Source organism: Rossellomorea vietnamensis, assembly GCF_008180615.1.
Classification (GTDB): domain Bacteria; phylum Bacillota; class Bacilli; order Bacillales; family Bacillaceae_B; genus Rossellomorea; species Rossellomorea vietnamensis_D.
Map to the genome: position 1 here is coordinate 20,523 of NZ_VTEH01000004.1, position 26,637 is coordinate 47,159.

The 26,637-nt window shown below is 44.9% G+C and carries 22 protein-coding genes, 1 pseudogene and 1 riboswitch; of the genes and pseudogenes, 19 read left to right on the forward strand and 4 right to left on the reverse strand.

Annotated elements, in window-relative coordinates; translation table 11 throughout:
* The first annotated feature begins 229 nt into the window (after window positions 1–229).
* From FZC79_RS07355 to FZC79_RS07365, 3 genes are all read left to right on the forward strand, one after another.
* Window positions 230–1,840 carry a gamma-glutamyltransferase family protein gene (locus tag FZC79_RS07355; RefSeq protein ID WP_187442680.1) on the forward strand — a complete coding sequence of 537 codons (1,611 nt, stop codon included), beginning with the start codon at window positions 230–232 and terminating at the stop codon, window positions 1,838–1,840.
* Window positions 1,841–1,928: 88 nt separating this feature from the next.
* Window positions 1,929–2,480, forward strand: coding sequence for a chromate transporter (locus FZC79_RS07360; protein ID WP_148946172.1), 552 nt, complete (start codon window positions 1,929–1,931; stop codon window positions 2,478–2,480).
* Window positions 2,477–3,007, forward strand: a complete 531-nt coding sequence (locus FZC79_RS07365) for a chromate transporter (RefSeq protein WP_148946173.1) — start codon at window positions 2,477–2,479, stop codon at window positions 3,005–3,007. The genes FZC79_RS07360 and FZC79_RS07365 overlap by 4 nt, the downstream gene beginning before the upstream one ends.
* A 411-nt stretch (window positions 3,008–3,418) precedes the next feature.
* Window positions 3,419–3,503: riboswitch (cyclic di-GMP riboswitch) on the forward strand.
* Between the two features lie 81 nt (window positions 3,504–3,584).
* Here the strand turns inward: FZC79_RS07365 and FZC79_RS23820 are convergent.
* From FZC79_RS23820 to FZC79_RS07385, 4 genes are all read right to left on the reverse strand, one after another.
* Window positions 3,585–4,769, reverse strand: a complete 1,185-nt coding sequence (locus FZC79_RS23820) for an SEC-C metal-binding domain-containing protein (RefSeq protein ID WP_286365359.1) — start codon at window positions 4,767–4,769, stop codon at window positions 3,585–3,587.
* A gap of 7 nt (window positions 4,770–4,776) precedes the next feature.
* On the reverse strand, window positions 4,777–5,184 hold the full coding sequence (gene hepT / locus FZC79_RS07375) for a type VII toxin-antitoxin system HepT family RNase toxin (RefSeq protein WP_148946174.1): 408 nt from the start codon (window positions 5,182–5,184) through the stop codon (window positions 4,777–4,779).
* Window positions 5,174–5,572: a type VII toxin-antitoxin system MntA family adenylyltransferase antitoxin gene (gene mntA, locus FZC79_RS07380; protein WP_148946175.1), complete on the reverse strand. Its 399-nt coding sequence runs from the start codon at window positions 5,570–5,572 to the stop codon at window positions 5,174–5,176. The genes hepT and mntA overlap by 11 nt, the downstream gene beginning before the upstream one ends.
* A 105-nt stretch (window positions 5,573–5,677) precedes the next feature.
* A complete protein-coding gene (locus FZC79_RS07385; protein ID WP_252183278.1) occupies window positions 5,678–5,914 on the reverse strand; it encodes a hypothetical protein in 237 nt (78 codons plus the stop codon).
* Window positions 5,915–6,155: 241 nt separating this feature from the next.
* Between FZC79_RS07385 and FZC79_RS07390 the strand changes: the two genes are divergently transcribed.
* From FZC79_RS07390 to pcp, 16 genes and pseudogenes are all read left to right on the forward strand, one after another.
* Entirely contained in the window at window positions 6,156–7,649 is a 1,494-nt protein-coding gene (locus FZC79_RS07390) for a TIGR02677 family protein (protein WP_148946176.1), read from the forward strand.
* Window positions 7,650–8,813, forward strand: a complete 1,164-nt coding sequence (locus tag FZC79_RS07395; protein WP_148946177.1) for a TIGR02678 family protein — start codon at window positions 7,650–7,652, stop codon at window positions 8,811–8,813.
* Window positions 8,810–12,911: pseudogene (locus tag FZC79_RS07400) on the forward strand (TIGR02680 family protein). Before FZC79_RS07395 ends, FZC79_RS07400 begins: the two are co-directional and overlap by 4 nt.
* The gene (locus FZC79_RS07405) at window positions 12,908–14,182 is read left to right on the forward strand and encodes a TIGR02679 family protein (RefSeq protein WP_148946178.1); all 1,275 of its coding nucleotides are present in this window, start codon (window positions 12,908–12,910) and stop codon (window positions 14,180–14,182) included. The pseudogene FZC79_RS07400 and the gene FZC79_RS07405 overlap by 4 nt, the downstream one beginning before the upstream one ends.
* A gap of 1,286 nt (window positions 14,183–15,468) precedes the next feature.
* Window positions 15,469–15,876 carry a hypothetical protein gene (locus FZC79_RS07410; protein WP_148946179.1) on the forward strand — a complete coding sequence of 136 codons (408 nt, stop codon included), beginning with the start codon at window positions 15,469–15,471 and terminating at the stop codon, window positions 15,874–15,876.
* A gap of 72 nt (window positions 15,877–15,948) precedes the next feature.
* On the forward strand, window positions 15,949–16,470 hold the full coding sequence (locus FZC79_RS07415; protein WP_148946180.1) for a type 1 glutamine amidotransferase domain-containing protein: 522 nt from the start codon (window positions 15,949–15,951) through the stop codon (window positions 16,468–16,470).
* A gap of 556 nt (window positions 16,471–17,026) precedes the next feature.
* Entirely contained in the window at window positions 17,027–17,488 is a 462-nt protein-coding gene (locus FZC79_RS07420; protein WP_148946181.1) for an Lrp/AsnC family transcriptional regulator, read from the forward strand.
* A gap of 235 nt (window positions 17,489–17,723) precedes the next feature.
* A complete protein-coding gene (locus FZC79_RS07425) occupies window positions 17,724–18,785 on the forward strand; it encodes a M42 family metallopeptidase (protein WP_148946182.1) in 1,062 nt (353 codons plus the stop codon).
* Between the two features lie 15 nt (window positions 18,786–18,800).
* Window positions 18,801–19,649 (forward strand): M55 family metallopeptidase, encoded by an 849-nt coding sequence (locus FZC79_RS07430; RefSeq protein WP_148946183.1) that lies wholly within the window; start codon window positions 18,801–18,803, stop codon window positions 19,647–19,649.
* A 26-nt stretch (window positions 19,650–19,675) separates the two neighbouring features.
* A complete protein-coding gene (locus FZC79_RS07435) occupies window positions 19,676–20,602 on the forward strand; it encodes an ABC transporter permease (protein WP_148946184.1) in 927 nt (308 codons plus the stop codon).
* A 26-nt stretch (window positions 20,603–20,628) separates the two neighbouring features.
* Window positions 20,629–21,549 carry an ABC transporter permease gene (locus tag FZC79_RS07440; RefSeq protein ID WP_148946418.1) on the forward strand — a complete coding sequence of 307 codons (921 nt, stop codon included), beginning with the start codon at window positions 20,629–20,631 and terminating at the stop codon, window positions 21,547–21,549.
* A 12-nt stretch (window positions 21,550–21,561) separates the two neighbouring features.
* Window positions 21,562–22,578 carry an ABC transporter ATP-binding protein gene (locus FZC79_RS07445; protein ID WP_148946185.1) on the forward strand — a complete coding sequence of 339 codons (1,017 nt, stop codon included), beginning with the start codon at window positions 21,562–21,564 and terminating at the stop codon, window positions 22,576–22,578.
* Window positions 22,578–23,537: an ABC transporter ATP-binding protein gene (locus FZC79_RS07450; protein WP_148946186.1), complete on the forward strand. Its 960-nt coding sequence runs from the start codon at window positions 22,578–22,580 to the stop codon at window positions 23,535–23,537. Before FZC79_RS07445 ends, FZC79_RS07450 begins: the two co-directional genes overlap by 1 nt.
* A 17-nt stretch (window positions 23,538–23,554) precedes the next feature.
* Complete coding sequence (locus tag FZC79_RS07455; protein ID WP_148946187.1) at window positions 23,555–25,165, forward strand: peptide ABC transporter substrate-binding protein; 1,611 nt, start codon at window positions 23,555–23,557, stop codon at window positions 25,163–25,165.
* An 85-nt stretch (window positions 25,166–25,250) separates the two neighbouring features.
* Entirely contained in the window at window positions 25,251–25,619 is a 369-nt protein-coding gene (locus FZC79_RS07460; RefSeq protein WP_148946188.1) for a DUF3899 domain-containing protein, read from the forward strand.
* Window positions 25,620–25,841: 222 nt separating this feature from the next.
* Window positions 25,842–26,444, forward strand: coding sequence for a pyroglutamyl-peptidase I (pcp, locus tag FZC79_RS07465; RefSeq protein ID WP_148946189.1), 603 nt, complete (start codon window positions 25,842–25,844; stop codon window positions 26,442–26,444).
* Window positions 26,445–26,637: the final 193 nt, after the last annotated feature.

Genomic DNA, 26,637 nt, shown 5'->3' on the forward strand with positions numbered 1-26,637 from the left:
ATTATTCATTGGGCCTTATAGATCGAGCCCGGTAAGAGAGGCTTCCAGCCGCAGAGAAAACCACCAGATCACACTGGTGGTTTTGATTATTCGACAAAAAACGGGTGGTGACTGTCACCAATTAAAGAAATGTTATAATAGATAAATACCATACAACTCGGAGAGTTGCCAGAGTGTTAGACTTACGGTTACGTACATACATAATTAATTAGAGCTGGAGGTTGAAGAGATGAACATGGACTTTTTGTATCACCCATACCATTCTAAGAGGAATACGGTATTTTCAAAAAAAGGAATGGTGGCGACATCCCAGCCCTTGGCGGCACAAGCTGGTCTTGAAATTTTGCAGAAAGGCGGAAATGCCATTGATGCAGCTATTGCAACCGCCGCGGCTTTAACAGTTGTCGAGCCTACCTCTAATGGAATCGGCGGCGACGCTTTCGCACTAGTATGGGTGAAGGATGAGCTTCACGGTTTGAACGCCAGTGGACCTTCACCGAATTCGATTTCCATAGAAAAAGTAAAAGAACGCGGTTATGAAAAAATGCCGGTTCATGGTGTTATTCCCGTAACAGTTCCCGGAGTTCCTTCCGCGTGGGCGGAGCTGTCTGAGAGGTTTGGAAAGCTTTCATTAAAAGAGTCACTGACACCGGCTATCCGACTGGCGGAAGAAGGCTACCCGTTAACACCGATTCTCGGTAAGTATTGGTCACTTGCTTACAAAAAATTTAAAGAAATTTTAACCGATGAGGAATTCAAGCCTTGGTTTGAAACCTTCGCTCCTGATGGAAGGGCACCGAAGATCGGGGAAAGCTGGTCTTCGAAGGGCCATGCTTCGACACTGAAATCAATTGCCGAAACGAACGGAGAAAGTTTTTACCGAGGTGAACTTGCCGAAAAGATTGGAAGCTTTATGGAAGAGCATGGAGGATTTCTCTCGACTGCCGACCTGAAGGATTACCGAGCTGAATGGGTGAATCCAATCAAGACGGATTATCGTGGGTACGATGTATGGGAAATCCCGCCGAATGGCCAGGGACTAGTCGCGTTAATGGCGTTGAATATTGCAAAAGGATATAAATTCCATGAAAAAGATGCAGTCGATACATACCACAAACACATCGAATCTATGAAACTGGCATTTACAGATGGAAAAGCATTCATCACAGAGCAAAGCCATATGCCTCTTTCAGTCGATGAATTGTTATCCGAAAGCTATGCATCAGCGCGCCGTGATTTGATTGGCGACGAAGCCATCATGCCGGAAGCGTACGATATTCCAAAAGGGGGCACCGTATATTTAGCTGCAGCAGACGATGAGGGCAACATGATTTCATACATTCAGAGTAATTACATGGGCTTTGGCTCGGGCATTGTCATTCCGGAAACAGGAATCGCGCTGCAAAACCGCGGTCATGATTTTTCACTGAATCCAGATCACCCGAATGCCCTGAAGCCTGGCAAGAAAACTTATCATACGATTATCCCTGGATTTTTGACCAAGAACAATAAAGCCGTCGGTCCATTCGGAGTCATGGGTGGGTATATGCAGCCGCAAGGACACTTCCAGGTGATCAGCAATACGATCGATTTCCAATTGAATCCACAGTCAGCACTTGATGCACCGAGATGGCAGTGGCTTGAAGGGAAAAAGGTAGTGGTTGAGCCTCATTTTCCTAATCACATAGCGCAGGCACTCGCTAGAAAAGGGCATGAAATTCAGATTGCTGCGGATGAAGGAATGTTTGGCAGAGGCCAGATCATTTGGAAAGATGAAAATACAGGTGTGTTGATGGGGGGGACAGAGTCGAGAACAGATGGAAGCATTGCGGCTTGGTAAGCTGATATCCGGACATTAGACTTTGAAATGAGTCTGGTGCCGTCCATTCTGAACAGAGGAAAGATCCATTTAAAAGAGGGTGATAAACTTGAAGCAGCTACAATTATTTTCAGCCTTTTTCCGGGTGGGTATTTTAGGGTACGGAGGAGGTCCAGCCTCGATACCCCTAGTACATAAGGAAGTTGTGGAAAAATATAAATGGATGGATGACGATGATTTTGCTGACATCCTGGCTCTTGGTAATGCACTTCCAGGACCCATTGCTACCAAGATGGCTGGATATATCGGATGGAGAGTCGGCGGTTTCCTTGGTATGATCAATGCTGTCTTCGCGGTAGTCATCCCGACTGTTTTTTTGATGATTCTTTTGTTAACTGTGCTTAACGCCTATAAAGACCAGCCATGGGTGCAGGGCATGGCGAGTGCGGTGGTACCGGTCGTTGGTGTAATGCTGGGTGTCCTTACATGGGATTTCATTAAAAAATCTAAGGGACCACTGGGCTGGTCGGTCACCATAGGTCTGCTCATTGGAAGCTTGGTCATTATTGAATTCCTGAGCATTCATCCGGCAATTGTCATTGGGGCACTTCTTGCTTATGCTTTGCTTGGAAAACCAAAATCCGAGGTGAAGGCATCATGATCTACTGGGAGATTTTCTTGGCGTTTTTTATACCAGGCATTCTCGGTTATGGAGGAGGGCCGGCATCCATTCCTTTGGTAGAAAATGAAGTTGTTGACCGTTACGGCTGGCTGACAGTTAATGAATTCAGTGAAGTACTGGCACTGGCTAATGGACTGCCGGGACCGATTGCCACCAAAATGGCCGGATACATCGGTTACAGCCAAGGGGGAATCCTGGGAAGCATCGTCGGTGTGTTCGCGACAGTTGCTCCCTCGTTGATTCTGATGATTGTGCTGCTATCGATCCTGATGAAGTATAAAAGCTCACCCAAAGTAAAAAAAATGACCAATCTCGTTAAACCAACCATCGCCGTCCTGCTGGGTGTCATGACATGGGGGTTTCTCTCCAACTCATATGAAGGAATTGGAGCGTGGCAAACCATATTACTCGCAGCGGCAGCTTACCTGCTGCTCGAAAAAATGAAGGTGCATCCGGTTTATGTAATTGGCGGGGCATTGGTTTATGGAGCTGTGTTTTTGGCTTGATTCGTCGTTCGTGACAGTCACGCCCCGGTATTTGTCGAATATTCTTGAAAAAGAAGCACGCGGTTATCGCTGTGCTTCTTTTAGTTTGTTCTGACTAAGAGAGAAAATCTTGCTGCCAAATTTGAGGTTATTTTATTCTTTTCTTTTCCGCTTTGTCAGATTGTGTTGTCGATTCTTTTGTTTTAATAGTAATAGACTATTCAGTCATTAAGACATAAAATTATTATAGTAAGTATTTGTAAAACTTGTAAAAGGGAGGAATCTTCTTGCCGGGTTATTACATGAGAGAGATTAAGACTCCGCTGAAGCTTTTAGGCATTAAATTGTTTAAATGTGAGGAAAACAGGCTTTATATTAAAATTTTACAGAACCCTCGCAGGCGTCTTTTTAGATAATCTTTAATCATAATCCGTTCGAGAAAGGCAAACCCATCGAAAGGTGGTGACGCAAAACTATAGGGGCTTCAGTCAAACGACCATGCTCGCCAGCTGCCGAATATTTTTTTTTTTTGAGTGACAGTCACCCCCCGGTATTTGTCGAAAAAAAACCAAGCCCGTTTTGGCCTGGTTTCATCCTTCTATAAACAACACTTCTTATATTTCTTCCCGCTTCCGCAAGGACAAGGATCATTCCGTCCGACTTTCTCTTCTTTTACTATGGGAGCAACCGCCCCTTCAATACTTTTTTCTTTTGCAATCAGATTCATTTTCGTTTCCTGAAGCGCAGGATGAGCGATTTCATTCATTACCAGATTCGCGTAAAAGGAATGTTCCAAATCGGTCATGATCATGTCATAGCCCGCTGCGAGCTGTTTTTCCACAAGAGGAATGGCTTCAACCGATAATTGCTGACAAAGAGAGTCCAGGATGACTGTCCGAATCGTCATATCTTTTGTTCTATTCAACAGCCTTAGCAGAGCTTGTTCGGCTTGGGGTGACTTAATTTTTGCCAGCACGTCCACGCTATAGATGAAGGTATCCTCATTAAGCGCAATCTTTTCCACTTCTTCAACAACCTCAGTCGTGCCGATCTTGATGAGGGCAGAAGAGATTTCCTCCAGTGCTTCATCTCCGTCGTCCCTGACGAGTAAGCTTATCAAGTCTGGTATAGTGGACTCAGTCCGCAGCTCTCCCGCCATATATACTTGAAACAAACCGATAGAAGGCATAAATGAATACTCCAGAAGTTCCTTCATTGCGTTTTCCGGTTCCCAATCTTCTATCACTTCTCTATCAATTAACTCATTTACTATACGTTTGCCTAATTGTAGGTGAGAGTGGCCATCATCGCCATTATCCAGGTCTCCCGCAATGCCGGCGAGCTTTAAGAAGAGTCCCTCTTCATCCAGTTCCGGCAGCAGTTTCAATTCTTTCAGGAATGATGGATCCAGGTGTTTCTTTAATTCACTTTCATGCCGAAGAAGGACAGCTGTTTCCGCATTTTTCAGCAGGTTGACATACCACTCCTTATTGGATTCCTCTTTTTCCAGTCGGGAGATCAGCTCCACGACCCCTTCTTCATCCACAGGCAAAAAGCCTATATGAGGAAGGAGGGCGGATGGGAAAATGGTAGGAAGATTTCGGTCATAGGCTTCCAGAGCTGTAAAAAGTGTGCTTGGTACAGCAAGGTGGCTGTCTTGTAAAATGGTCACAGCATAGTGCTGGATAAATGGGTCTTCGCTTATTAAAGCGGATTCGATTTTATGTAAAAATGAAGACATTGAAACAGTCCTTTCGATAGAGAATTTATAAATGGCAGGCAATCCAACCTTACTCCTTCATTAGAATAAGCTTAGTAAACTGCTTGAAATCTTCCAAATGATCCTCCACTATTTTCTGGAGGATTTCAAGGTTGAGTTCCTGATAATCATGGACAGCGATATTTCGGAAACCTACCATAGCTTGCATTCTAGCTGAAATGGCAGTAGTGATGACTCCTTCTTTTTCCAAAAGAGTAAAGGCATCCCGGCTTGTCTGCGGAAGCCCAAGCTTTTTCTCTGCCACCACATGCATAGCTAAATCAATGCTCGCTTCACAGGTACGCTGTATATTCAGGATGATGGAATCTTGTTTAGTAAAATTATGGAGAGTTTGCGGGTTATGGTCATATTCTTCGTTGACTCTCTTGATGCAGCGTTCGATGATACTGATTTTATTAAGAATCACGTCACTTTTCATAAACGGCCCCGCTTTCCTTGATTTTTCTAAGTATGGGTTCACGTTCTTCATTAAGTTTGGCATACTTTTTAAAAGCCTTCATTTCGAACTCCATTTTTCTTCTAACATCCGTACAATAAATCACTTTTCCAGTGTGAACGACTTGGGCTTGAAAAACAGTGTTAGCATCATTGAGATCAATCAGGTCAACTTCCTTATTCAATTCTGAGGCGAGTCCTTGAGCTGTCATAAAAATTGTATACTTATCAAGAGCCTTGTCGCTTAAGTAGGCTATATCAATATCACTCTCAGCCATGGAATTCCCATTAACGGTTGAGCCGAAAATAATGATGAGATAGGGGGAGGCTGCTTCTTTCAAGTAACTTATAATCGTTTTTTCAAAGTCCATGCATATTGCCTCCCTTTTAAATAAGAATGTCCTTGTTCATTATTCTATTCTCATCCAGGGGGAATCGCAACTGCTGGTGGAGGGTGTGAAGTATGCCTCGACAAATTAGAACTCCTCTTCTTCCACTATCTCATCACATTCCGGACACGAAATAAAGGTATCATTAATATGGAATCCGACATATCCGTGGGTGAGTTCCTGAATCATAAAAATGTCTTCCCACTTCACTTCAAATTGATGATTACAGTGATTGCAATGAAATTCCCGAGCACCAAAATCCTCTGATTCTTCCTCTTTTTGTCTGCGTTTCTTTTTCCTGCCCAATCCTCTCTCTCTCTTCAATTATATAGTTACTTCTACTCTAGCAATACGTTCGGCGGTTCGACAAATTCCGGGTGGTGACTGTCACGCCCCGTTTTTTCTCGCCATGGGTATTCGACAAATTCCGGGGGGTGACTGTCACCAAGAAACACAAGAAACCCAAGAAATCCAAGAGACCCAATGAATACCGTCTCCAAATACAAGTACATTTCTAGTACAATAGGAGTAATAGAGCAGCTTGATAGAAGGTGGGGTGTCTGGGATGGATGTTACGTTGAAGAAGATTGTGGAGGCGAGTTATCTTACGGCTGATTCGGCTCCGCATTATCGGACGATTTTACGTTATTTTTACGGGCAGCATGAGCAGATGAGAGATTATATTGCGCCTGAAGAGATCTTGGAGTATATGAAGTCGGTTCCTTTTTTTCCGGATTACAGCGAGGAGCAGCTTCATCAGCAGCTTGCACAGCTGGTAAAGTGGAATAACTTGATTGCGCGTCAGGATATGACGAACGCCAAGACGGTTGAGGAGTATAAGAAGAAGCGGTTTCGTTATCAGTGTACCCCGTATACGGTGGAAATCGAGAGGATGCTGTCAGGCCTCGAGAAGATTGGTGATTCTTTTCAAGGTTCGCTTGAACGTTCGCAGTTTGACCGTCTGCTGCAATCACTCTCTATCCTGGAGAAGGAAGTGGATCAAAGCCTGTCCAAAACACCAGAAGAATACATGCGGATTTGGGAGGATGTTTTCCGCTACTTCCAAAGCATCCGTACGAGCACGGCCGACTACATAGCTTATATTAATAGTGAGCAGACAGATCAGCGGATGCAGACCGAGGCTTTTCTTGTTTATAAAAATCAGTTCACTACATATTTAAGAGACTTCATAGTTTCTCTTCAAAAAACGTCCTTGCAAATTCAGGAGCGATTGAACAGCTTGAGTGAGGACAAGCTGCAAGCATTTTTCCAAAAGCTGATTCTACACCGCCAATCGATTCCGCGCCTTGAGGATTTGTCTTCGTCAAAAGAGGACTGGCTGTCAGAATATGAAGGTTATTGGGACTCACTGTGCCGCTGGTTCCTGGGATCAGGCTCTCAGCGAAGCGAGTTGGAAGTATTGCAGTGGCAGACGAATGAAATGATCCGCAGGATGACGAGGTATGTCCAGAGAATCGGAGAGAGACAGCAGCATTTCAGGAGCAGGAAGCGTGATTATCTCCATTTGGCGAACTGGTTTAAGGAAAGCAGTGGGATCGATGAATCTCACCGGCTTTCCTCTGTTGTGTTCGGCTCCATGACCATCCAGCATCTGTCTCTTCAGGAAGGCACAACCGACAACCTTCATTCAGATACGTGGGATGAAGAGCCTGTACTTCGGACGGTCAAGCCCAGGACGATCCGTTACAGGGAAAAAACCAAGCCCGGCGGCTTCGATTCTAATGAAGAAAAGAAACAGAAACAGCGGCAGCAGTATTTAGAAGAACGAAAACATGAAAAACAGCTGATTGAAAAGTACATGAATAAAGGTGTCATAGAGTTGTCGTCGATTGGAACGGTTGAGCCTTTCATCCGCAAGATATTACTGAGCTGGATTGGAAAATCGATGGCTTCGAAAAACAGGAAAGTGAAGACGGATTACGGCTTGACAGTGGAGGTTAAGCTGGATAAGAACAAGATGATTACGTTACAAGCTGAGGACGGAAAGCTATCCATGCCGAACGCGGTTTTTTACTTGGAAAAAGAAGGGGTGAAATAAGTGGAGCAGACACAGGTTTTTGACGAAAAGGCCATCCAGGGCATGGATCTTCTTTTTCATCACTACTGGATCCTGAGGTCTGAGCAGCCGGAATGGTATCAGCTCATTAGGGAGCGGGAAAAAGTGCTGCGCCGGTATATCGGTGATAAATTCGGACTGCGGCTGATTGTGCACCAGCATTTTATCAAACTGGAGAAAATACCGGCGGAACCGGAGAGATGGATGGGCATCCAGGAATTTCAGGAACCGATGGACTATGCGATTTTTTGCTGTGCTCTATCCTTTTTAGAAGGAAAGGCAGTTGATGAGCAGTTTCTGCTGTCGGAGATCTGCCAGGAAATCCAAAGTGATTACCCCGGGGATTTCCCACTGGATTGGACGCTCTTTACCCACCGGAAATCCCTGATCAGAGCGGTGAAGGTGCTGATGGATTTTCAGCTCATCCGCACGATTGACGGTGATATCTCCCGCTTTGATCATAACGAAGAGCAGGAGGTTCTATATGAAGCAACCACCTACAGCCGGTACTTCATGAGGACCTATCCGGACGATTTTGCAGCCTATACGCATTGGGAAGAACTGCTGAAGGAAGATTGGAAGCTGAATCAGGAAGATGAACGGCGTAAGCGAGTGTATCGAAAGCTCTTTTTTTCCCCTGGCATCCACCGCCAGGACCAGCAGGATCCCGACTTTCTGTACATCCGCAATTTCCGGAACCGCCTCAGTGAAGACATTGACAAACACAGCGATTACCAGCTGCATGTTTATAAAAATACTGCGTTCCTATCCTCTGCCGTAAGCAGGCAGTACCATAATCTGTACCCTGATACGAAAGCGTCCTCTGACCTGCTTCTTCAGCTGTCAAAAGAGATCCACGGGCAGCGGGAGCGATACACTCCTGCTGAAAACGGGGAGATTATTTTTACAAAAAGTGAGTTTGAACAGGCCGTCGATGAGCTGAGGGAGGTCTATGGGCAAGGATGGTCGAAATTTTTTAGAGAAAAAAGCACCAGCGGCATTGCGGCGGAGTTAATGATATCCATGAAGGACTGGATGATGGCCGAAGAAGACGAGGAAACAGGCTTGATAAAAATAAAGCCGCTGCTTGGTGTCATAGCTGGAGAATATCCTGCAGATTTTGAAAAAGGAGGAGAGAGCGAATGACGGAAACGCAATGGATGATGAACAGAGCAGGGCTGCTGAACTTCTGGTATTACGATGAAGAGATCTTTCAATTCTCGGAAGGCAAACTTCTGCTTAGAGGCACGAACGGCTCCGGGAAATCGGTGACGATGCAAAGTTTTCTTCCGGTCCTGCTGGATGGAAAGAAATCGCCTGACAGACTGGATCCGTTTGGTTCTAAAGCGAGAAAGATGGAAGACTACCTGCTCGGCGAAAAGGAAGTCGTGAACCGTGATGAGCGGACAGGGTATTTATTCATAGAATACAAGAAGCGTGGAACAGATCAGTATATAACAACAGGGATCGGCATGCAGGCGAAGCGGAATAAAGGCATTAAGTCGTGGTACTTCCTCCTGACGGATAACCGCCGTATCGGGAAGGACTTTCATCTTTCGCAGATCCATCTAGGTGACAGGGTGCCTTTTTCAGCAAAAGAGTTGGAAAACCGCATAGGAGACGGGGGTTATGTTGTTCATACGCAGCGGGAATACATGGACTTGGTCAATAAGCATGTGTTCGGATTTCAATCAGTGGAAGCTTATGAGGATTTAATTAAGCTTCTGATTCAATTGCGGAGCCCGAAGCTCTCCAAGGACTTCAAGCCGACCGTCATTTACGAGATTCTCGAATCCGCTCTTCCTCCTTTGACAGACGATGAACTCCGGCACCTGTCCGATACGATCGAAAATATGGATCAGACACAGCAGCAATTGGAACAGTTAGAGCGGGAGTATGATTCGAGCCAAAAGCTGACCGCTCAATACCATCTGTACAATCAATATATCCTGGCAGAAAGAGCGAAGCAGTGGCAAGTGTCTCAAGAGCGCCATGCCAAGGGAGAGGAAAAGGCACAGGCGCTGGAAAAAGAAGAGGCTGATCTCAGAGTTGAAATCCTTCGTTTGGAAGAGAACCAAAAGCAAGCACTGCAGAAGCGGGACCTCGCCGAGTCTGAGAAAGGACGCCTGCAAAAGCATGAAGTATGGAAGCTCGAAGAAGATAAAGCGAGGATGAAGGACGAGGCTGTCAAGTGGAACAAGAATCTTCATGATCTGCAAGAGAAGTGGGACAGAAAGAAAGAGAAGCTCCATGCCGACTGGAAGCAGCGAGAAAGCGATGAAGCGGCATTAAGCAGGGAAGAGCGAATGGTCGGCGAATTGCTGGGAGAACTGGAGGTCGACGGAGAAGAGGCAGCCTTCAGCCAGCATACTGTCAATGCCGCTGATTTCCAAAGAAGAATTCGATTTTACCGTCTGGTCGAAAGAGGCCGGGCAGCATGAAAGTCTATTGTCATTCCTTGGAAAGCTGGCGGAAAAACTGGAGAGCTTGAATGTGGACCATGACCGTCTGCAAAAAGAATCTTCCGAAAAAAAGCAGGAAATCGATGGATTGCAAAAAGAACAGGATCATCTTAGGCAGTGGTTCACTGAACAGAAAGCCAGCCTCCAGCACGACGTGTTTTCATGGATTGGGCGCCATTCGGAAGTAAGCTATTCAGAAGAACAGCAGCAGGAAATCGCCCGTTCCTTGCAGGGGCTTTATGAAACGAACCGCTACGACGATATCAGGGAAATGCTCCTGTCAGGCATTAGTGATTATACAGCTGAAGTGAAAGCAGAGATGAGCCTGGCCCGTCAAAGGCAGACGGAAAAGAAGCAGGAGATAGAAGAGGCGGAGAACCAGCTTCACTCCTGGAAAAACTTAAAAATGCCAAACCCTGACCGCCATCCTGATACAGAGAAAGCCCGCAATGAATTGAGGGAAAAGGGCGTACCATTCCTCCCGTTTTACGCAGCAGTTGAGTTTGAAGACCATGTTACTGAAGAACAAAAAGAGCGGCTGGAGTCTGCCCTCATGCATGCTGGGCTGTTGGACAGCTTGATCACGGAAGAAAAAGCAAATCCTGTTCACGACCGTTTCATCCGAGCGGAACCGCTTGTTCTCGGCCACACGCTCGCCGATTATTTGTATCCAGATGTGGATGAAAGTGACGAGATATCAAAATCCCTTGTGGACGAGGTGTTAAGAAGCATTTCCCTCGACGAACAGGAAAACGGATTCCGTATCGATCTCGATGGATTCTACACGATTGGCTGCCTGGAAGGCCATGCACCAGAGGAAGGGCCCTCCAAATATATCGGCAGAACCTCACAGAAGAGATACAAGCAGCAGAAGATTTCAGAGTGGGAAGAGAACCTGGCCCTGCTGAAGGGAGAACTGCAGCAATGGGAACGAACGGTGATGGACTGTGAAGAAGCTCTACGAGAAGCAGAGGGTTGGAAAACAACCATTCCATCTGATAAGGAACTTAGTGAACTTCATCAAAGCATTGAAACCAATCAGCGAGCCATCTCCCAGGAAAAGCAGCACCTGCTGAAACTCGAGGGGCGCTGGAAAGAAGTTCTTCAAGAAATTAAGAGAACCAGGCTTGAATTGCATGGGCAAGGCAGCTCTCTGAACCTGAAGCTGGATGTGGAAGCACTTGCCGGAGCATTGGATGCATCAAGGAGTTACCGGACATATCTTCATAGATTGGAAAATGTATCGCAAAGATGCCTGTTTTTCTCCAACAAGATTCAGGACCTTTCCCTGCGGATGGAAGAAGCGGAGGAAGAGCTGGATGAGATTCGCGGCGAGCAAAATAGTGCAGAATCCAAGCTTTCTGCTTTAAAAGCCGAAATACAGTCGATTGAAGAGCAGATGAAACTGAAGGGAATCGACGATATCCGGAAGCGCATCAGCGAAGTTCTTGAAGAGCTGAGAACGGCAGGGAGCCAAATCAGTGATTTGTATGAAGTGCTTCCGCAGAAGAGAGCAGCACGAGATACGCTCTTAAAGGAATTGGAGTCGGCCAGGATAAATACGGCTTTTTGGCTGAACATGTCCATGGAGTGGAGCTCCATCGTGAAAAAAGAACTTAGCCGGGGCTTCATCGAAGGAGAAGAATCCGAGCCATCCACGATTCTCTCTAAGCTGGGCGCTGTTTTAGAAAAGCATGACAGAGCCAAGTTAAATGAGCAGCTTACCAAAACCTTTTTAAATGAGCAGCAGAATCTGATGGAGTACAGAATGTTTGAGTATTCTGAAGAGGAGGAACGTCCCGATTGGTTCAGCGAAGATTTCGGGGAGTATTATGAACCTTTTAAAAATGAATGGGAACAGCTCCGAAGCCGCCGCCTAGTGCAAATGGAATATCAGGGACAGCGGGTCAGCCCCTATTTTGTCCACTCTTCTTTGGAAAAAGAATTAGAATCCCAGCGCGGCTGGCTGGATGAGCAGGACCGCCAGCTTTACCAGGATATCATGGTCAACACAGTCGGTGTGATTCTCCGCAACCGGATTCAGCGGGCTCAGAAGTGGGTGAAAGAAATGAACGCGATCATGGAAAGCCGTGACAACTCATCAGGACTGATTTTCTCCGTGGCCTGGAAGCCTCTGACGGCAGAATCCGAGCAGGAACTCGACACAAGCGACCTGGTAAAACTTCTTCAGCGCAACAGCAAATTTTTAAACGAGGAAGACCTGAACCGCATCACCAAGCATTTTCAATCCAGAATCGAAAAGGCGAAAGAGCTGATTCAGCTTCGCAATGAAGGGTCGACGCTGCATCAGGTTCTCAAAGAGGTACTCGATTACCGCAAGTGGTTCACTTTCGTACTGTCCTTCAGGCGCGTCAACGAGCCGAAGAGAGAATTGACGAACAACGCATTCTTTAAGTTCAGTGGCGGGGAAAAAGCAATGGCAATGTATATCCCATTATTTACGGCCGCTTACTCACGCTACAAAGAGGCTGGTGAAATGGCACCATTTATCATCTCGCTGGATGAAGCGTTCGCCGGTGTTGATGAACAAAATATCCGCGACATGTTCGAAGTGGTGGAACAGCTCGGGTTCAACTACATTATGAACTCGCAAGCCTTATGGGGTGATTATGATACGATTTCCTCGCTCTCGATCAGCGAGCTCGTCCGCCCGAAAAATGCTGACTTTGTAACCGTCATACGTTATGAATGGGACGGAAACCAAAGGAATCTCATAATCGAGGAAGAGACAGAAGAGGATGAGGAAGTGCTGATCAATTGACGCCTTCATTAAAAATTTTTAAAGAGGAACCAGGCTTCCTGAAACTCTTCACTCTTTTCAAACAAAAATATCGTTCCCTTGGAAGAGTGTCCGGAACGGTGAAGCTGGATGAATTTTCTGATGAGGAACTATTATCGGTAGCAGGATTTATGGGGGTTTCCCCAGAGAACTTGAAAGATAAAAGGAAAGTAGCGCTTGCCGACTTTGAACGGGAGCTCGCCCGCACCCCGTTCAGGGAGTACAGCTTCGTTGAACTTCTGCAGGAAGTACTCGGGGAGATCATTTTAACAAAGAGAGAGGAAGAAGAGTTAACTCTAACAGAGGAAAAAAAATTTCTTTCCTCGCTGAGGGCTGAAGCTCCCGCAGCTGATTGGTGGTGGGATTGGCTGGCGGAGAAGCCCGCTGACTCCAGGTGGATTTGGGGTCTGTACAAGCAGGATCCGATTCGGTTGCAGGAAGTGTTGTTAATAGTTTCTTCTGCGGTGGGAAGCCTGCCTGAAAAAGGGGAGTTTACCCGTCTGCCTGTCTTCGCTCAAAAAATAACCGGCAATCCTCACTCTTTTGATCCCAAAGGGGTAACCGGAAAACTTCTTCTTTATGCTTTGTACGTGTTAAGTGTGAGCAGGGGGGAATGGGATGGAAGAACGCCTCAGAGTTCAGAGGAAATGAATGACCTATTAGGGTTTCATGGTCTTTTAAAGGATGATTTATGGAGCTTCGTGACTTGCCGGGGATTCCTGGCGGAGGATGAGAAGGGGCTTCACCCTGCCTGGGAAGGTTCGGTATCCCGCGGCTCTGTTATGAATGTCCCTGTCAGAGAGCTGCTTGGACTGGAGAGGGTATGGCCTGCTGCGGGAAATGAAGTATGGATCGTCGAGAACTCCAGTGTCGCATCAGCCTTAATGGATGAAGTGAAGGATGCTCCTGTCATTTGTACTCATGGGCAGCTCCGGACTGCCGGGTGGCTTCTTCTGGATTATCTCGTCGCAGAAGGGTGCAGGCTGAACTATTCAGGAGATCTCGATCCAGAAGGCCTGCTGATTGCGGACCGAATAGGGATGCGGTATCAAGACAGTGTTTCCTTTTGGCGGATGGGTGCCGATTCTTATCGTAAAAGCCTCTCCCAGGAAGATATCACCTCGCGGATCGGAAAACTGGATTCGCTGAAGTGCCCGGAGCTGGTTTCGGTTGCTTCTGCGCTGAAAGATGAGGGGAAGGCTGGATACCAGGAGGGCCTGATTGAAGATTTGATTCGGGATATGCGCGGGTAGACTTTGGAGGAATTTGAGCACCCAACTTGCAGGCTGCCGATTTTACTTTAGGTTGCAAACACTCAAAACATCTATGAAAACGCACTGTGAACTTTTTTTGAATTCGCAGTGCGTTTTTTTACTTATCAACCCTTGAGAGGATAGAATCTTTAATTTTAGTAACTTTAGCTGAGCCGAGCTGAGTAACATGCGTTGAGGAATTTGGTCGGAGATATGTATCCAGGCGTGAGGTGGATACATAAGTAGAGGGATTGAGAGGGAGATATGTATCCAGAAGTGTGAGGTGGATACATGAGTTGAGGGTTTGGGAGGGAGATATGTATCCAGAAGTGTGAGGTGGATACATGAGTTGAGGGTTTGAGAGGGAGATGTGTATCCAGAAGTGTGAGGTGGATACATGAGTTGAGGGTTTGGGAGGGAGATGTGTATCCAGAAGTGTGAGGTGGATACTTGAGTTGAGCATTTGTGTAGGAGATATGCATCCAGAAGTGTGAGGTGGATACATGAGTTGGGGGAATGAGAGGGAGATGTGTATCCAGAAGTGTGAGGTGGATACATGAGTTGGGGGAATGAGAGGGAGATGTGTACCCAGAAGCGTGAGGTAGGTACATGAGTTGAGCGAATGAGCCGGAGATATGTATCCAGAGGCGGGAGGTGGATACATGAGTTGGGGAATTGGGAGGGAGATATGTATCCAGAAGCGTGAGGTGGGTACATGAGTTGGGGGATAGGGGCTAAGATATGTATCCAGAGGCGTGAGGTGGGTACATAGTTGAGAGATTGTGCCGGAGATATGTATCCAGAGGCGTGAGGTGGGTACATGAGTTGAGGGTTTGGGAGGGAGATATGTATCCAGAGGCGGGAGGTGGATACATGAGTTGAGAGATTGTGCCGGAGATATGCATCCAGAGGCGTGAGGTGGATACATGAGTTGGGGAATTGGGAGGGAGATATGTATCCAGAAGCGAGAGGTGGGTACAAGAGTTGGGGATGGAGAGGGAGATATGTATCCAGAGGCGTGAGGTGGATACAACAGTTGAGGGATTGTGCAGAAGACATGTATCCAGAAGCAATGTCGACACCTAACTTGCAATTTTCTTAGAAACCGCTTTGTCGAATTTTCGCTAATGGTTTCTCCTTTTAGCTCCTGCTGGAAACAGATTATAATAGAATGATAAGGAGGTGTGCCTATCGATAGGAATCTTTGTTAACTCACTTCGCTTGCCACGCAATAAGCACCCACTCAGTGCCAACACAAAGTCTACTAAGGAAAGGAAGGAATCAATTTGCCAAAAGCTTACCTCGTCAATACGAACAAATCCCAAAATCCCCACAATGAAGCAGAGATGCTGGAAGAACAGAAGGTCGCTGCTTATTACTCTCCATGGAAATACCTCATCAATCACATCGAAGCCAATGACATGGTGTTTCTCTACAGCAATGGAAATGGAATCATCGCACGCGGAATCGGATCGGGAATCATTGAAAAAGCCGGGGAAGATGACTTGGAACACTACATGCCTCTTGTTCAATTTGAAAATCTGGAGGAGCCGCTGCCGCCTTCAGCGATTGTGCAGCTTGCCCAAGGGATGACGGATGAAAATTACAAAATCAAATGGAACCAGACGATGATCCATATTCAAGGATTCATTGGTGAAGAAATCTGGCGCTATATTACAAAGAATAATATGTAGCTGTCCGGGAAATTTGCAATTCTATTTCTCCTGTCAGAAAATAAGGAGAGAAATGTAAAGGAGGACTGTCCATTGAAACTGAAAGATAAGAAAGTACTGCAGCTGGTCAGTGACGATTTCGAGGATCTGGAACTGTGGTATCCTGTCCTGCGTTTGAGAGAAGAAGGAGCAGAGGTTCATCTGGCGGGTGAAGAAAAGGGCCATTCCTATAAAGGGAAGTACGGTGTGCCTGCTGTTTCGGATGTTTCTTTTAAAGATGTGAATCCTGACGATTACGATGCGCTGCTTGTACCAGGCGGATGGTCGCCGGATAAGCTGAGAAGATATGAAGAAATCCTTTCGATTGTGAGAAAAATGAACGAGCAGAACAAGCCGATCGGCCAAATTTGCCATGCAGGCTGGGTGCTGATTTCAGCCAAAATCCTTGAGGGTAAAAAAGTGACAAGCACACCTGGTATCAAAGATGATATGGAAAATGCGGGTGCCACTTGGGTGGACGAGCCTTCCATCATAGATGGTAACCTCGTGTCCAGCAGAAGGCCGCCTGACTTGCCGGATTATTTAAGAGATTTCATCTCAGTAATGGAGAAATAAAATAGCTGTAAGAAAAGACAAATCCAGTAACCAGGATTTGTCTTTTCTTTTAGGGTTTTATCAAATTTCACAGGAAATGAGAATTAGAGCATTCAATGAAATACCCGGGATTTCAAATCGTGATGAACAACTCGTTTTAAAGCTGGGGGATAGTTTATGTAATTTCCAGCGGGAGCTCAGTCCTGTGCTAATCTACCCATGATAAGCTGACATTCTACTTATAGTACAGCAGTTTTTATCTTTTCGCTCCTTTTAGTCGTGTTTATCAAGCCAGAAAGCGACAATTTTTTTGCTATTTATTTTTAGCATGACAACTCCTGCTCCTGTAAGGATGGTTGCGGTTTCAATGAGTTTGAAAATTCTAACTTCTGTAGAAGATTTTACAAAAACTCCCGGAAAACTGTTGCAAAAAAATGACTGAATATTTATACTGTTTGTTAATTACCTTTTACAATAGTAATTGGGTAAATTAATGGTGTAAACAGGACATAAAAAAGTTGTTATTACCGAAATATAATACTATTTTCTTATTATTCTTCCGAAAGGGGTAATGTTGATGAACGTTTCTTTTCCGAAAGATATTATTGATGATCTTGATAAAGGAATTATCAAATTTCTATCTAAAAACGGCCGAATGTCATTTGCAGAGATAGCTGCAAGTTTAGAAGTTACCGAGAAAACGGTTCGAAACCGTTATAATAATTTGATCGATAACAACATCATTGAAGTAGTGGGGGTTGTGAATCCAATTACTCTTGGAATCAAGGTTGGGGCGATTATTCAGTTGAAAGTCGTGCCCCAACAGATAGAGCAGGTGGTTGAACAGCTGCAGCAGGTGCCGGTTGTCCGTTACATTACCACTACTTCCGGAGACTACCAGTTACTGGCCCAGGTAAACGTAAGAGACTACGATGAATTAAATGAAACGGTAAGGACGATCCACCGGATTCCGGATATTTCCTCGACGAACGTCCTTATCCAGATGGATGTCTACAAAAACACTTTTGAATATCTTTAAAAGTTTGTTTCAAATTCTAATGATTTCCGGAGAAAATCTGCAAAAATTTTCCGGAAATCTTCTGTAAACAACAATGAAAGCAGCTTTCGTGTTTTACAAAAAAGCACTTAGCAGCCAGGGGAAATCCGGATCCCAGGTTAGCCGCAGCTTATAATACCAAATCAGCCTTTTAAAAAAGGAGTAACACTTTTTTAAAAATAGATGTCTGAATATTCTAATAAATAGGAGTGGTACGATGCTGAAAGTTATTAGGGATTTAACCGATTTATCCGGTCCTAGTGGTTTTGAACAGCCCATAACCTCATACATAAAAGAAAAAGTACAGTCCTTAAGTGATCAGGTGAAGGTGGATGGGATAGGCAATGTCATAGCTAGTTTGAAGGGAAATAAACCCGGGCCAAAGATTCTAGTAACCGCCCATATGGATGAAGTGGGTTTTATCGTAAAAAAGATCGAAAAGAATGGTTTGCTGCGATTTGAAAAAATCGGCGGCCATGATGACCGGATCCTTCTTGCCCAAAAAGTGACAATAAGGAGTAAAAGCGGTCCGAGGCTCGGTATAATCGGAACCATTTCTGCTCATTATCAGAAATTTGATACTCCCGGAAAAATCAGGGATTACCGCCAGCTTTATATTGATGTAGGGGCGTCATCGCCTGAAGAAGTGGCTGAGCTCGGTATCGGGGTCTCTGACCCGGTCACTTGGACAAGCTCTGTGGAGCATCTTGGTTCAGAACAAACTGGAAAAATTGTCGGAAAAGCATTTGATGATCGGGCAGGGTGTGCCGTGGTAATTAAAACGCTCGAAGATTTACAGAACCGGGAGTTTAGAGGTGAAGTAGTAGCCCTCTTCGCCGTGCAGGAAGAGGTCGGCCTGAGGGGCGCAAAAGTAGCGATTGCCAATATTGATTTCGACACAGCGATAGCCATCGATGCCGCAGTTGTCAGCGATACACCGGAAGATGTAATGGACGACAGTCTTCGTCTCGGGGATGGCGCAGGAATTAAGGTGATGGACGGAAGCTTGATTACACATCCAGCTATAAGGGATAAACTCATCGGGCTGTCAAGGGAGAAAGAAATACCATACCAGCTTGAGATTTTCACAGGAATTGGCACGGATGCAGGAGCTGTTACATTGGCGAATAAAGATGTGCCTTCAGGTGTACTATCCATTCCGTCTAGAAATGCCCATTCACCGGTGGAAGTCATTGATCTTAAAGATCTGGCAGCAGTTCAGGAACTGCTTGTGGAATTCGTGAAAAATTGTGATGTCAAAATAACTTTTACTGAGTAAAGGAGAGGAATTACAATGAAGATTTTTGTATCCGCAGATATAGAGGGAATTTCAGGTGTAGCCACCAATGTTCAGTTGAAAAAAAATGATGAATATCAGCGCTTTCGTAAATTGATGACAAAAGAAGTAAATGCAGTGATCGAAGGTGCCTTTAGAGGAGGAGCTACAGAAGTTGTAGTAGCGGATGGACATGGAAATATGTCAAATATCTTTATAGAGGATCTGGATGAGAGAGCTCGGCTGGTATCGGGAAACAACCGGGTGATGTGCCAGTTAGAGGGGCTTGACGAATCCTTTGACGCCATTATGTTTGTCGGCCACCACGGAAGAGAAGCTGGCTCTGAGAGAACAACCATCAGCCATACGCTCGCAGGAATCTGTGTCGGGGAAATGAAAATCAACGGTAAAATTGTTGGGGAAACGGAGATGAACGCTGGTGCAGCGGGTCATTTTGGCATACCAGCCATCTTTATTTCCGGTGATGATGCCTATGTGGAGGAAGTGAAAGAAACACTTCCTGATGTCGAAGCTGCTGTTGTGAAGTATGGCATCGACCGTTTCGCTGCAGAGTTGATTCCACCGGCTCGTGCCCGTAAGTTAATTGAACAAAAAGCGGAAGCGGCGGTTAGGCGTATCAATGATATCAAACCTTATAAAGTAGACGGGCCGATCACATTTGAAATTGAATTCAAAGGTTCCCAGCAGGCACTGATGACAACAACGATTCCATCTGTGGAAATGATCGGGCCAAAAACGATCCGTTTTACCTGTGAGGATTACATTACGGCTTATAAGCATATGTGGGGTGTCGTCATTATCGGTATGGCTGCCACGAATGGTGTGCTTGGGCATGCAAATGCTTAACCTGCTTAACAAGGAGGGAGAATGAATTGTATATTATCAAACGCATTTTCACAATGCTGGTCACACTGTGGGTCATCACTACGTTAACCTTCCTCATAATGAACTCGATTCCGGGTGACCCATTTGCTTCGGATGCGGATGTTCTGCCGGAGGAAGTAGTACAGAATATGAGAGCAAAGTTTAATTTAGACGAACCTTTGCCAGTACAGTATGCCCTCTATATGAAAAATATAATGATGCTTGATTTAGGACCCTCTATTCAATCAAAGACCAGGGATGTAAATACGCTAATAGCGGATGGCTTCCCTGCGTCAGCGTTACTAGGCTTGCAATCCCTGGTGATAGCGCTTGTTTTCGGACTGTTCTTGGGCACTGTTGCAGCCCTGAATCGTAATGGTTTCATTGATTATGCTGCCATGGGGTTCGCCATAATCGGGATTTCAATTCCAAGCTTCATTCTTGCTCCATTACTGATTAAATACTTTGCAGTAGAGTGGGGACTGCTGCCTGTCGCCTCTTGGGGAACCTGGATGCATACCGTATTGCCATCCATCGCACTAGCTACTGCCCCTCTTGCTATCATTGCCCGGTTTATGAGATCCAGCATGCTGGAGGTTATGAATCAAAATTACATTAAGACGGCAGATGCAAAAGGGCTCTCGACAACAGGTATTGTAGTCAGGCATGGACTGCGCAATGCGCTTATCCCGGTTATTTCCTTTATCGGTCCGCTGATTGCCTTCCTTTTGACAGGCACCTTTGTAATTGAAAAGATTTTTTCCATCCCTGGTATAGGGAAGTATTTTGTGGATAGTATTTTCAATCGTGATTACCCCGTTATTTTAGGAACGACCATCTTTTTTAGTACCATCTTGATCATTACATTGTTTCTTGTCGATATCTCTTACCGTATCGTCGACCCAAGAATCAAACTATCGAGCAGGGGGGATTAAGCGTGATACAACAACGAAATGATGATATGCTATTCCGCCCCATTGATCGGACCCAGTTTACTCAAAATGAGATAGTGCGGCCCAGCTTAAGCCAATGGAAGGAAACCGTAATTAAAATACTTAAAAATAAATTAGCGATAGTAGGGCTCATCCTTTTAATTGTGATAACTTTGCTGGCTGTTTTTGGCCCCTACATGGTTCCATACAGTTACTCAGATCAGAATCTGGAAGCCAAGAATCTGGCTCCCAGCAGTGAACACTGGTTTGGAACGGATTCCCTTGGAAGGGACATGTGGGCAAGAACATGGTATGGAGCAAGAATATCGCTGACAATCGGAGTGGCTGCTGCCGTAATCGATTTAATCATGGGCCTGATAGTCGGGGGGATTTCCGGTTACATGGCAGGAAGAGGAAAGCTGGGAGATCGGGTCGACAGTTTTTTAATGAGAATTGTTGAAATTCTGTACGGCATTCCTTATCTCTTGGTCGTGATTCTGCTGCTGGTTGTAATGGAACCAGGGCTATGGACGATCATACTCGCGCTTTCGATCACCGGCTGGGTAGGAATGGCGCGGATCGTCAGGGGGCAGATTCTGCAGCTGAAAGAACAAGAATATGTAGCTGCTGCGCAAAAACTGGGCACACCGCACGGAAAGATCATATGGCGCCATCTGTTTCCTAACATGATCGGAATAATTATTGTCAATCTTACCTTTACTATTCCGCAGGCCATTTTCGCTGAATCGTTCTTGAGTTTTATCGGTCTTGGGGTCCAGGCTCCTATCGCAAGCTGGGGGACGATGGCAAATGACGCACTTGGTGTCATTTTGTCCGGACAGTGGTGGAGACTATTTTTCCCAGGATTCCTAATCTCACTTACGATGTTTGCCTTTAACGTTTTTGGTGACGGATTACAAGATGCGCTTGATCCGCAGTCAAGGGATTAAGGAGGAATAAACATGACACGTCTATTAGATGTAAAAGACTTACGAGTCTCATTTAAAACATACGGTGGAGAAGTAAAAGCAGTACGCGGTGTTGATTTTCATATAAAGCAGGGGGAAGTTCTTGCGATTGTCGGAGAAAGCGGCTGCGGGAAAAGTGTAACTGCACAAACGATCATGGGTCTCCTTCCTAAAAGAGTCAGCATGATAAAAGGAGGAAATGTCTCATTCGAGGGAAAGGAAATCCTCGGTTTGTCTAAAAAAGAGATGCAAAAGATAAAGGGTTCAAAAATCGGCCTGATTTCCCAGGACCCCATGACATCTCTGAATCCAACAATGAAAATCGGGAAACAAATCGCAGAAACCATCAAGAAGCATACAGATCTGCCTAAGCACAAAGTTAACAACCGGGTCACCGAGCTGCTCAGTCTTGTAGGAATTCCTAATCCGGAAAAGCGTTTCAGCCAATATCCTCATGAATTAAGCGGAGGAATGAGACAACGGGTTTTGATTGCAATGGCCCTCTCTTGTGAACCCAGGCTGATTATTGCCGATGAACCGACAACAGCATTGGATGTAACAATCCAAGCACAGATACTGGATCTTTTAAAAGACTTACAGCAAAGACTGGGCACATCCATACTGATCATTACTCATGACCTTGGCGTAGTTGCAGAGATTGCTCAAAGGGTTTCTGTTATGTATGCAGGAGTGGTAATCGAGAATGGAACGGTTGAAGAAATCTTTGAAAATCCCAAACACCCTTACACATGGGGATTGCTTAATTCGATACCGAAGTATAGCAGTGGTGAGAAGGAACGGCTTATACCAATTGAAGGATCTCCCCCCGATTTATTCGCCCCTCCTAAAGGATGTCCATTTGCTCCGCGATGCGAATATGCAATGGAGATATGTGTTCAGGAGATGCCAGATGCACTGGAAGTGTCCAGCAGCCACCATGCCCGATGCTGGCTAAATGATCCGAGGGCACCAGAGGTTGAAGGCTTAGTTGCAGCAGGGAGGAATGATTAGTGTCAAATTCACTTTTAGAAGTCTTGGAAATTAAAAAGTATTTTAATGTTGGTGCCAATCAATCTCTTAAAGCTGTCGATAACATTTCTTTTTCGATTAAGAAAGGAGAGACACTTGGACTCGTCGGAGAAAGCGGAAGCGGGAAGTCGACACTTGGACGAACGGTAGTCGGCCTCCACGGGGCAACAGAGGGGAAAATCATTTTTAATGGAAAAGATACATCCAAGTTAAAAGGAAAAGAAGCAAAGGAATTCAACCGGACCATGCAGATGATCTTTCAGGATCCCCATGCCTCCCTGAATCCCAGGATGCGCATTATGGATATTATCGCAGAGGGAATTGATGCACACGGCCTCTTGAAAGGAAGTGAGAGGAAGGAAAGGGTGTTTCAATTGCTGGAGAAGGTGGGCCTCCGCCCTGAACATGCGAAGCGTTATCCACATGAATTCAGCGGAGGGCAGCGGCAAAGAATCGGAATCGCCAGAGCACTTGCTGTTGAACCAGAATTCATTGTAGCCGATGAGCCAATCTCAGCTTTGGATGTGTCAGTCCAAGCACAAATCGTTAATTTGATGGAAGATCTGAAAAAGGATGAGGGGCTTACTTATCTCTTTATTGCTCACGATCTTGGGATGGTAAAACATATTAGTGACAGGATAGGGGTCATGTATCTAGGAAACATGATGGAAATGGCCGAAAGTGATGAATTGTTTCAGGAGCCGTTACACCCATACACACAAGCATTGCTATCAGCGATTCCGATTCCTGATCCCAAAGAGGTTGGAAAGCGGGAAAGAATTGTGTTGCAGGGGGATCCCCCAAGCCCGATCACCCCGCCATCGGGCTGCAGATTCCGTACCCGATGCCCCCATGCCATGGAGGTGTGTGCAGAGGTTGTTCCAGAATGGCGGGAGGCAAGAGATAACCATTGGGTGGCATGTCATTTATATAATACTTAAAATCTAGGAGGATGATTATGAAAAAAAGTCTGTTAAAAGGCATATTGATGTTGTTAGTAACTGCACCATTCATCTCAGCATGCAGCGGAGGCGAAGATGCAGCAGGAAGCGGAGAAGTTTCTCAAGAAATCACTGTAAATGCAAGTAGTGAACCCCCATCCCTTGATCCGGCACTGGCCACGGATACCACATCAGGATGGATAATAGAGCACACATTTGAAGGGCTGTACACTAATGATGAAAATGGAGAAGTTGTGCCTGCTCTTGCGGAGGATGTGGAGATTTCCGAGGACAAAAAGACGTACACTTTTACATTGCGTGATGCTAAATGGTCAAATGGTGATCCTATTACAGCCAATGACTTTGAATATTCCTGGAAACGTACATTAAATCCCGAAACCGGAAGTTCTTTTGCCTTTTACCTTTATTACTTAAAAGGAGCAGAGGAATATAATAAAGATGATGGGTCCGCAGAGGATGTAGGTGTCAAAGCGCTGGACGAAAAAACATTGCAGGTTGAACTGAAGTCACCAACTGGTTTCTTTGAAAAACTATTGGCTTTCTGGTCCTATTATCCTGTAAATCAATCAGTGGTTGAGGAAAATGAAAATTGGGCTGCTGAAGCGGATACTCTTGTAAGTAACGGACCTTACACGCTGACAACTTGGCAGCATGACAGCGAATTGGTGGCTGAGAAGAACCAAGAATACTGGAACAAAGATGATATTTCAATGGAAAAGATCACATGGGAAATGATTAGTGATGCCACAACCTATTATCAAATGTATAAATCAGGAGAATTAGATCTTATCAATACTCTTCCAACTGATGTTATTGCTCAGGAAGAAGGAAACGAAGATTTTAAAATCACACCTTATTTCGGAACGTATATGTTCATGTTCAACGTGGAAAAAGAGCCATTTACAAATCAGAAAGTGCGCAAAGCATTCAACATGGCAATCGATCGAGAATCTATAACAGAGAACATTTCCCAATCGGGTGAAACACCAGCGCATGCGTTTGTTCCTTATGGAGTAGAGACACCTGATGGAGATTTCCGTGAACAGAAAGAGAAATATTTTGAAGAAAATGTTGAAGAAGCAAAAAGACTTATTGAAGAAGCGAAACAGGAAGAAGGTTGGGACGAACTTCCTGAAGTGGAGTTAATCTATAATACATCTGAAAATCATAAGAAAATTGCAGAAGGCGTACAGGAAATGTTAAAACAAAATCTGGGTATCGAAGTGACACTGAACAACCAGGAGTGGAAGACGTATCTTGACACAACAGACCAAGGGAACTTCCAGATGGCCCGTATGGGATGGATCGGAATCTATGTTGATCCCACTCCAATTCTGGACTATTACCTCGGGGACAGCCCTAACAACCGTACCAACTGGGTGAATGAAAAATATGATTCTCTTATTTCGGAATCAAAAGGGATTCAGGATGAAGCAGAGCGTATGAAGGTGCTTCATGAGGCAGAAAGTGTACTAATGGAAGATCTTCCATTCATGCCGGTTTACTTTTATTCCCAAAACTATCTGACATCTACTGATTATGAAGGAGTAGTTTATCCAGTAAACCGCTACCCTAATCTGCGCTGGGCAGAGAAGGTATCAAACTAGTTTAAAAGTTATAGAGGATAGGGTGACTTACTGGGGGTTACTCTGGGGAGTCACCCTTTTCTTCTGCTAAGAAAGGAAGGGTTCAATGCGGAATTATATCCTGACGACTTTTATTGCCTTCATTACATTGGCTGCAAGCCAACTTCTAATGAATATAGAGCCGGTTACCATGGTAAATAAGCTGTTTTACTGGGGGCTTATTAGTTTGCTGTTCGGAGCAGGTTTCTACATCTTCCAGACGGGCTTCCTGAATCTCTTTTTCGGAGGTTTTAAAAGACTGACAACAGTGGTTGTCCCGAGATCCCGTTCATTGGAAAGAACTGACCGTCAATTGAAAGAAGATGTGAAATTAAATGAATGGAAGGAAGCTGTTTGTACTAAAAGCAAACAACTTTTTCTTGGCATAGGTTCAGGTATGGCACTCTTTTCAGTATTTGGACTGTTATTTATATAAGTCTTTTTTCGTAAACTTTGTCGCTATTAGATAACAATTCCGAAAAAAATCACCCTGATTCACCGGGATATCCTGATCATAATGAGAAGTACAGAGCTGCTCTCCCAAATAGAGAGGAAAACCCTTTGTATCAGGGGATATCTGAAAGCAGCAATAATGTAAAACAGCCTTATATTAAGATGAGAATTGAACTGGACTATATTCGTGAAGGGAGAGAATCTATTGAAAACATTACTACTGACAGGTTTTGAACCATTTTTAGAACACTCCCATAATCCGACAGAAGCTATTGTAAAAGAACTTGACGGGAAGATAATAGGCAAGTATTTGATTAAAGGGAGGATTCTCCCTGTTGTATTCGGCCAATCCGCTGATAAGTTATTACGGTATGTAGAAGAGTTGAGTCCGGAAGCAGTGATTTCACTTGGTCTTGCTGCCGGAAGAAATAAAGTTACCCCTGAAAGGATAGCTATAAATGTTAACGATGGGGTTCGGGATAACTCCAATCATGTCCCTGTTGATGAACTCATTAAAGAGGATGGAAGTGATGCTTACTTTACAACGCTTCCCATTCGGGATATAGTTAACAACCTCGTGGAAAATGGGATACCTGCAGAGATCTCAAATACAGCAGGCACTTATTTATGTAACAATGTCATGTATTCTTTACTGCATGATTCGAAACAAAAGGGTGTTGACCTGCCTTCAGGATTCATACACATTCCAGCTTCTTTTGAATTAGGCTTAACAAACGGGAAATTGCCGGCATGGCCTTTATCCAGTTTAAAGGCCGCAGTGGAAGTAGCCATCAAAACACTGAACTAAATAAATGGTTTATTGGATGTCGATGAAAGCACCCTGCACTTAAACTTAGGAAACCGTATTGAATGAAGTGGATGGCCACTGGAGAATGCCTGACTTTGCTGGATTAGTAGAGGTTTATCTCAGTAACAGAAATATAACTAGAAAAAAGACGAATCCATAACCAGTGGGATTCGTCTTTTTTAAAAGATAAGAA

Excerpts from the sequence above, each read along its gene's own strand:
- FZC79_RS07355 (WP_187442680.1), top strand. The coding sequence starts at position 230 with ATGAACATGGACTTTTTGTATCACCCATACCATTCTAAGAGGAATACG.
- FZC79_RS07365 (WP_148946173.1), top strand. The coding sequence starts at position 2,477 with ATGATCTACTGGGAGATTTTCTTGGCGTTTTTTATACCAGGCATTCTC.
- hepT (WP_148946174.1), bottom strand. The coding sequence starts at position 5,184 with ATGAAAAGTGACGTGATTCTTAATAAAATCAGTATCATCGAACGCTGC.
- mntA (WP_148946175.1), bottom strand. The coding sequence starts at position 5,572 with ATGGACTTTGAAAAAACGATTATAAGTTACTTGAAAGAAGCAGCCTCC.
- FZC79_RS07390 (WP_148946176.1), top strand. The coding sequence starts at position 6,156 with ATGGATGTTACGTTGAAGAAGATTGTGGAGGCGAGTTATCTTACGGCT.
- FZC79_RS07420 (WP_148946181.1), top strand. The coding sequence starts at position 17,027 with ATGAACGTTTCTTTTCCGAAAGATATTATTGATGATCTTGATAAAGGA.
- FZC79_RS07425 (WP_148946182.1), top strand. The coding sequence starts at position 17,724 with ATGCTGAAAGTTATTAGGGATTTAACCGATTTATCCGGTCCTAGTGGT.
- FZC79_RS07430 (WP_148946183.1), top strand. The coding sequence starts at position 18,801 with ATGAAGATTTTTGTATCCGCAGATATAGAGGGAATTTCAGGTGTAGCC.
- FZC79_RS07440 (WP_148946418.1), top strand. The coding sequence starts at position 20,629 with ATGCTATTCCGCCCCATTGATCGGACCCAGTTTACTCAAAATGAGATA.
- FZC79_RS07445 (WP_148946185.1), top strand. The coding sequence starts at position 21,562 with ATGACACGTCTATTAGATGTAAAAGACTTACGAGTCTCATTTAAAACA.
- FZC79_RS07455 (WP_148946187.1), top strand. The coding sequence starts at position 23,555 with ATGAAAAAAAGTCTGTTAAAAGGCATATTGATGTTGTTAGTAACTGCA.
- FZC79_RS07460 (WP_148946188.1), top strand. The coding sequence starts at position 25,251 with ATGCGGAATTATATCCTGACGACTTTTATTGCCTTCATTACATTGGCT.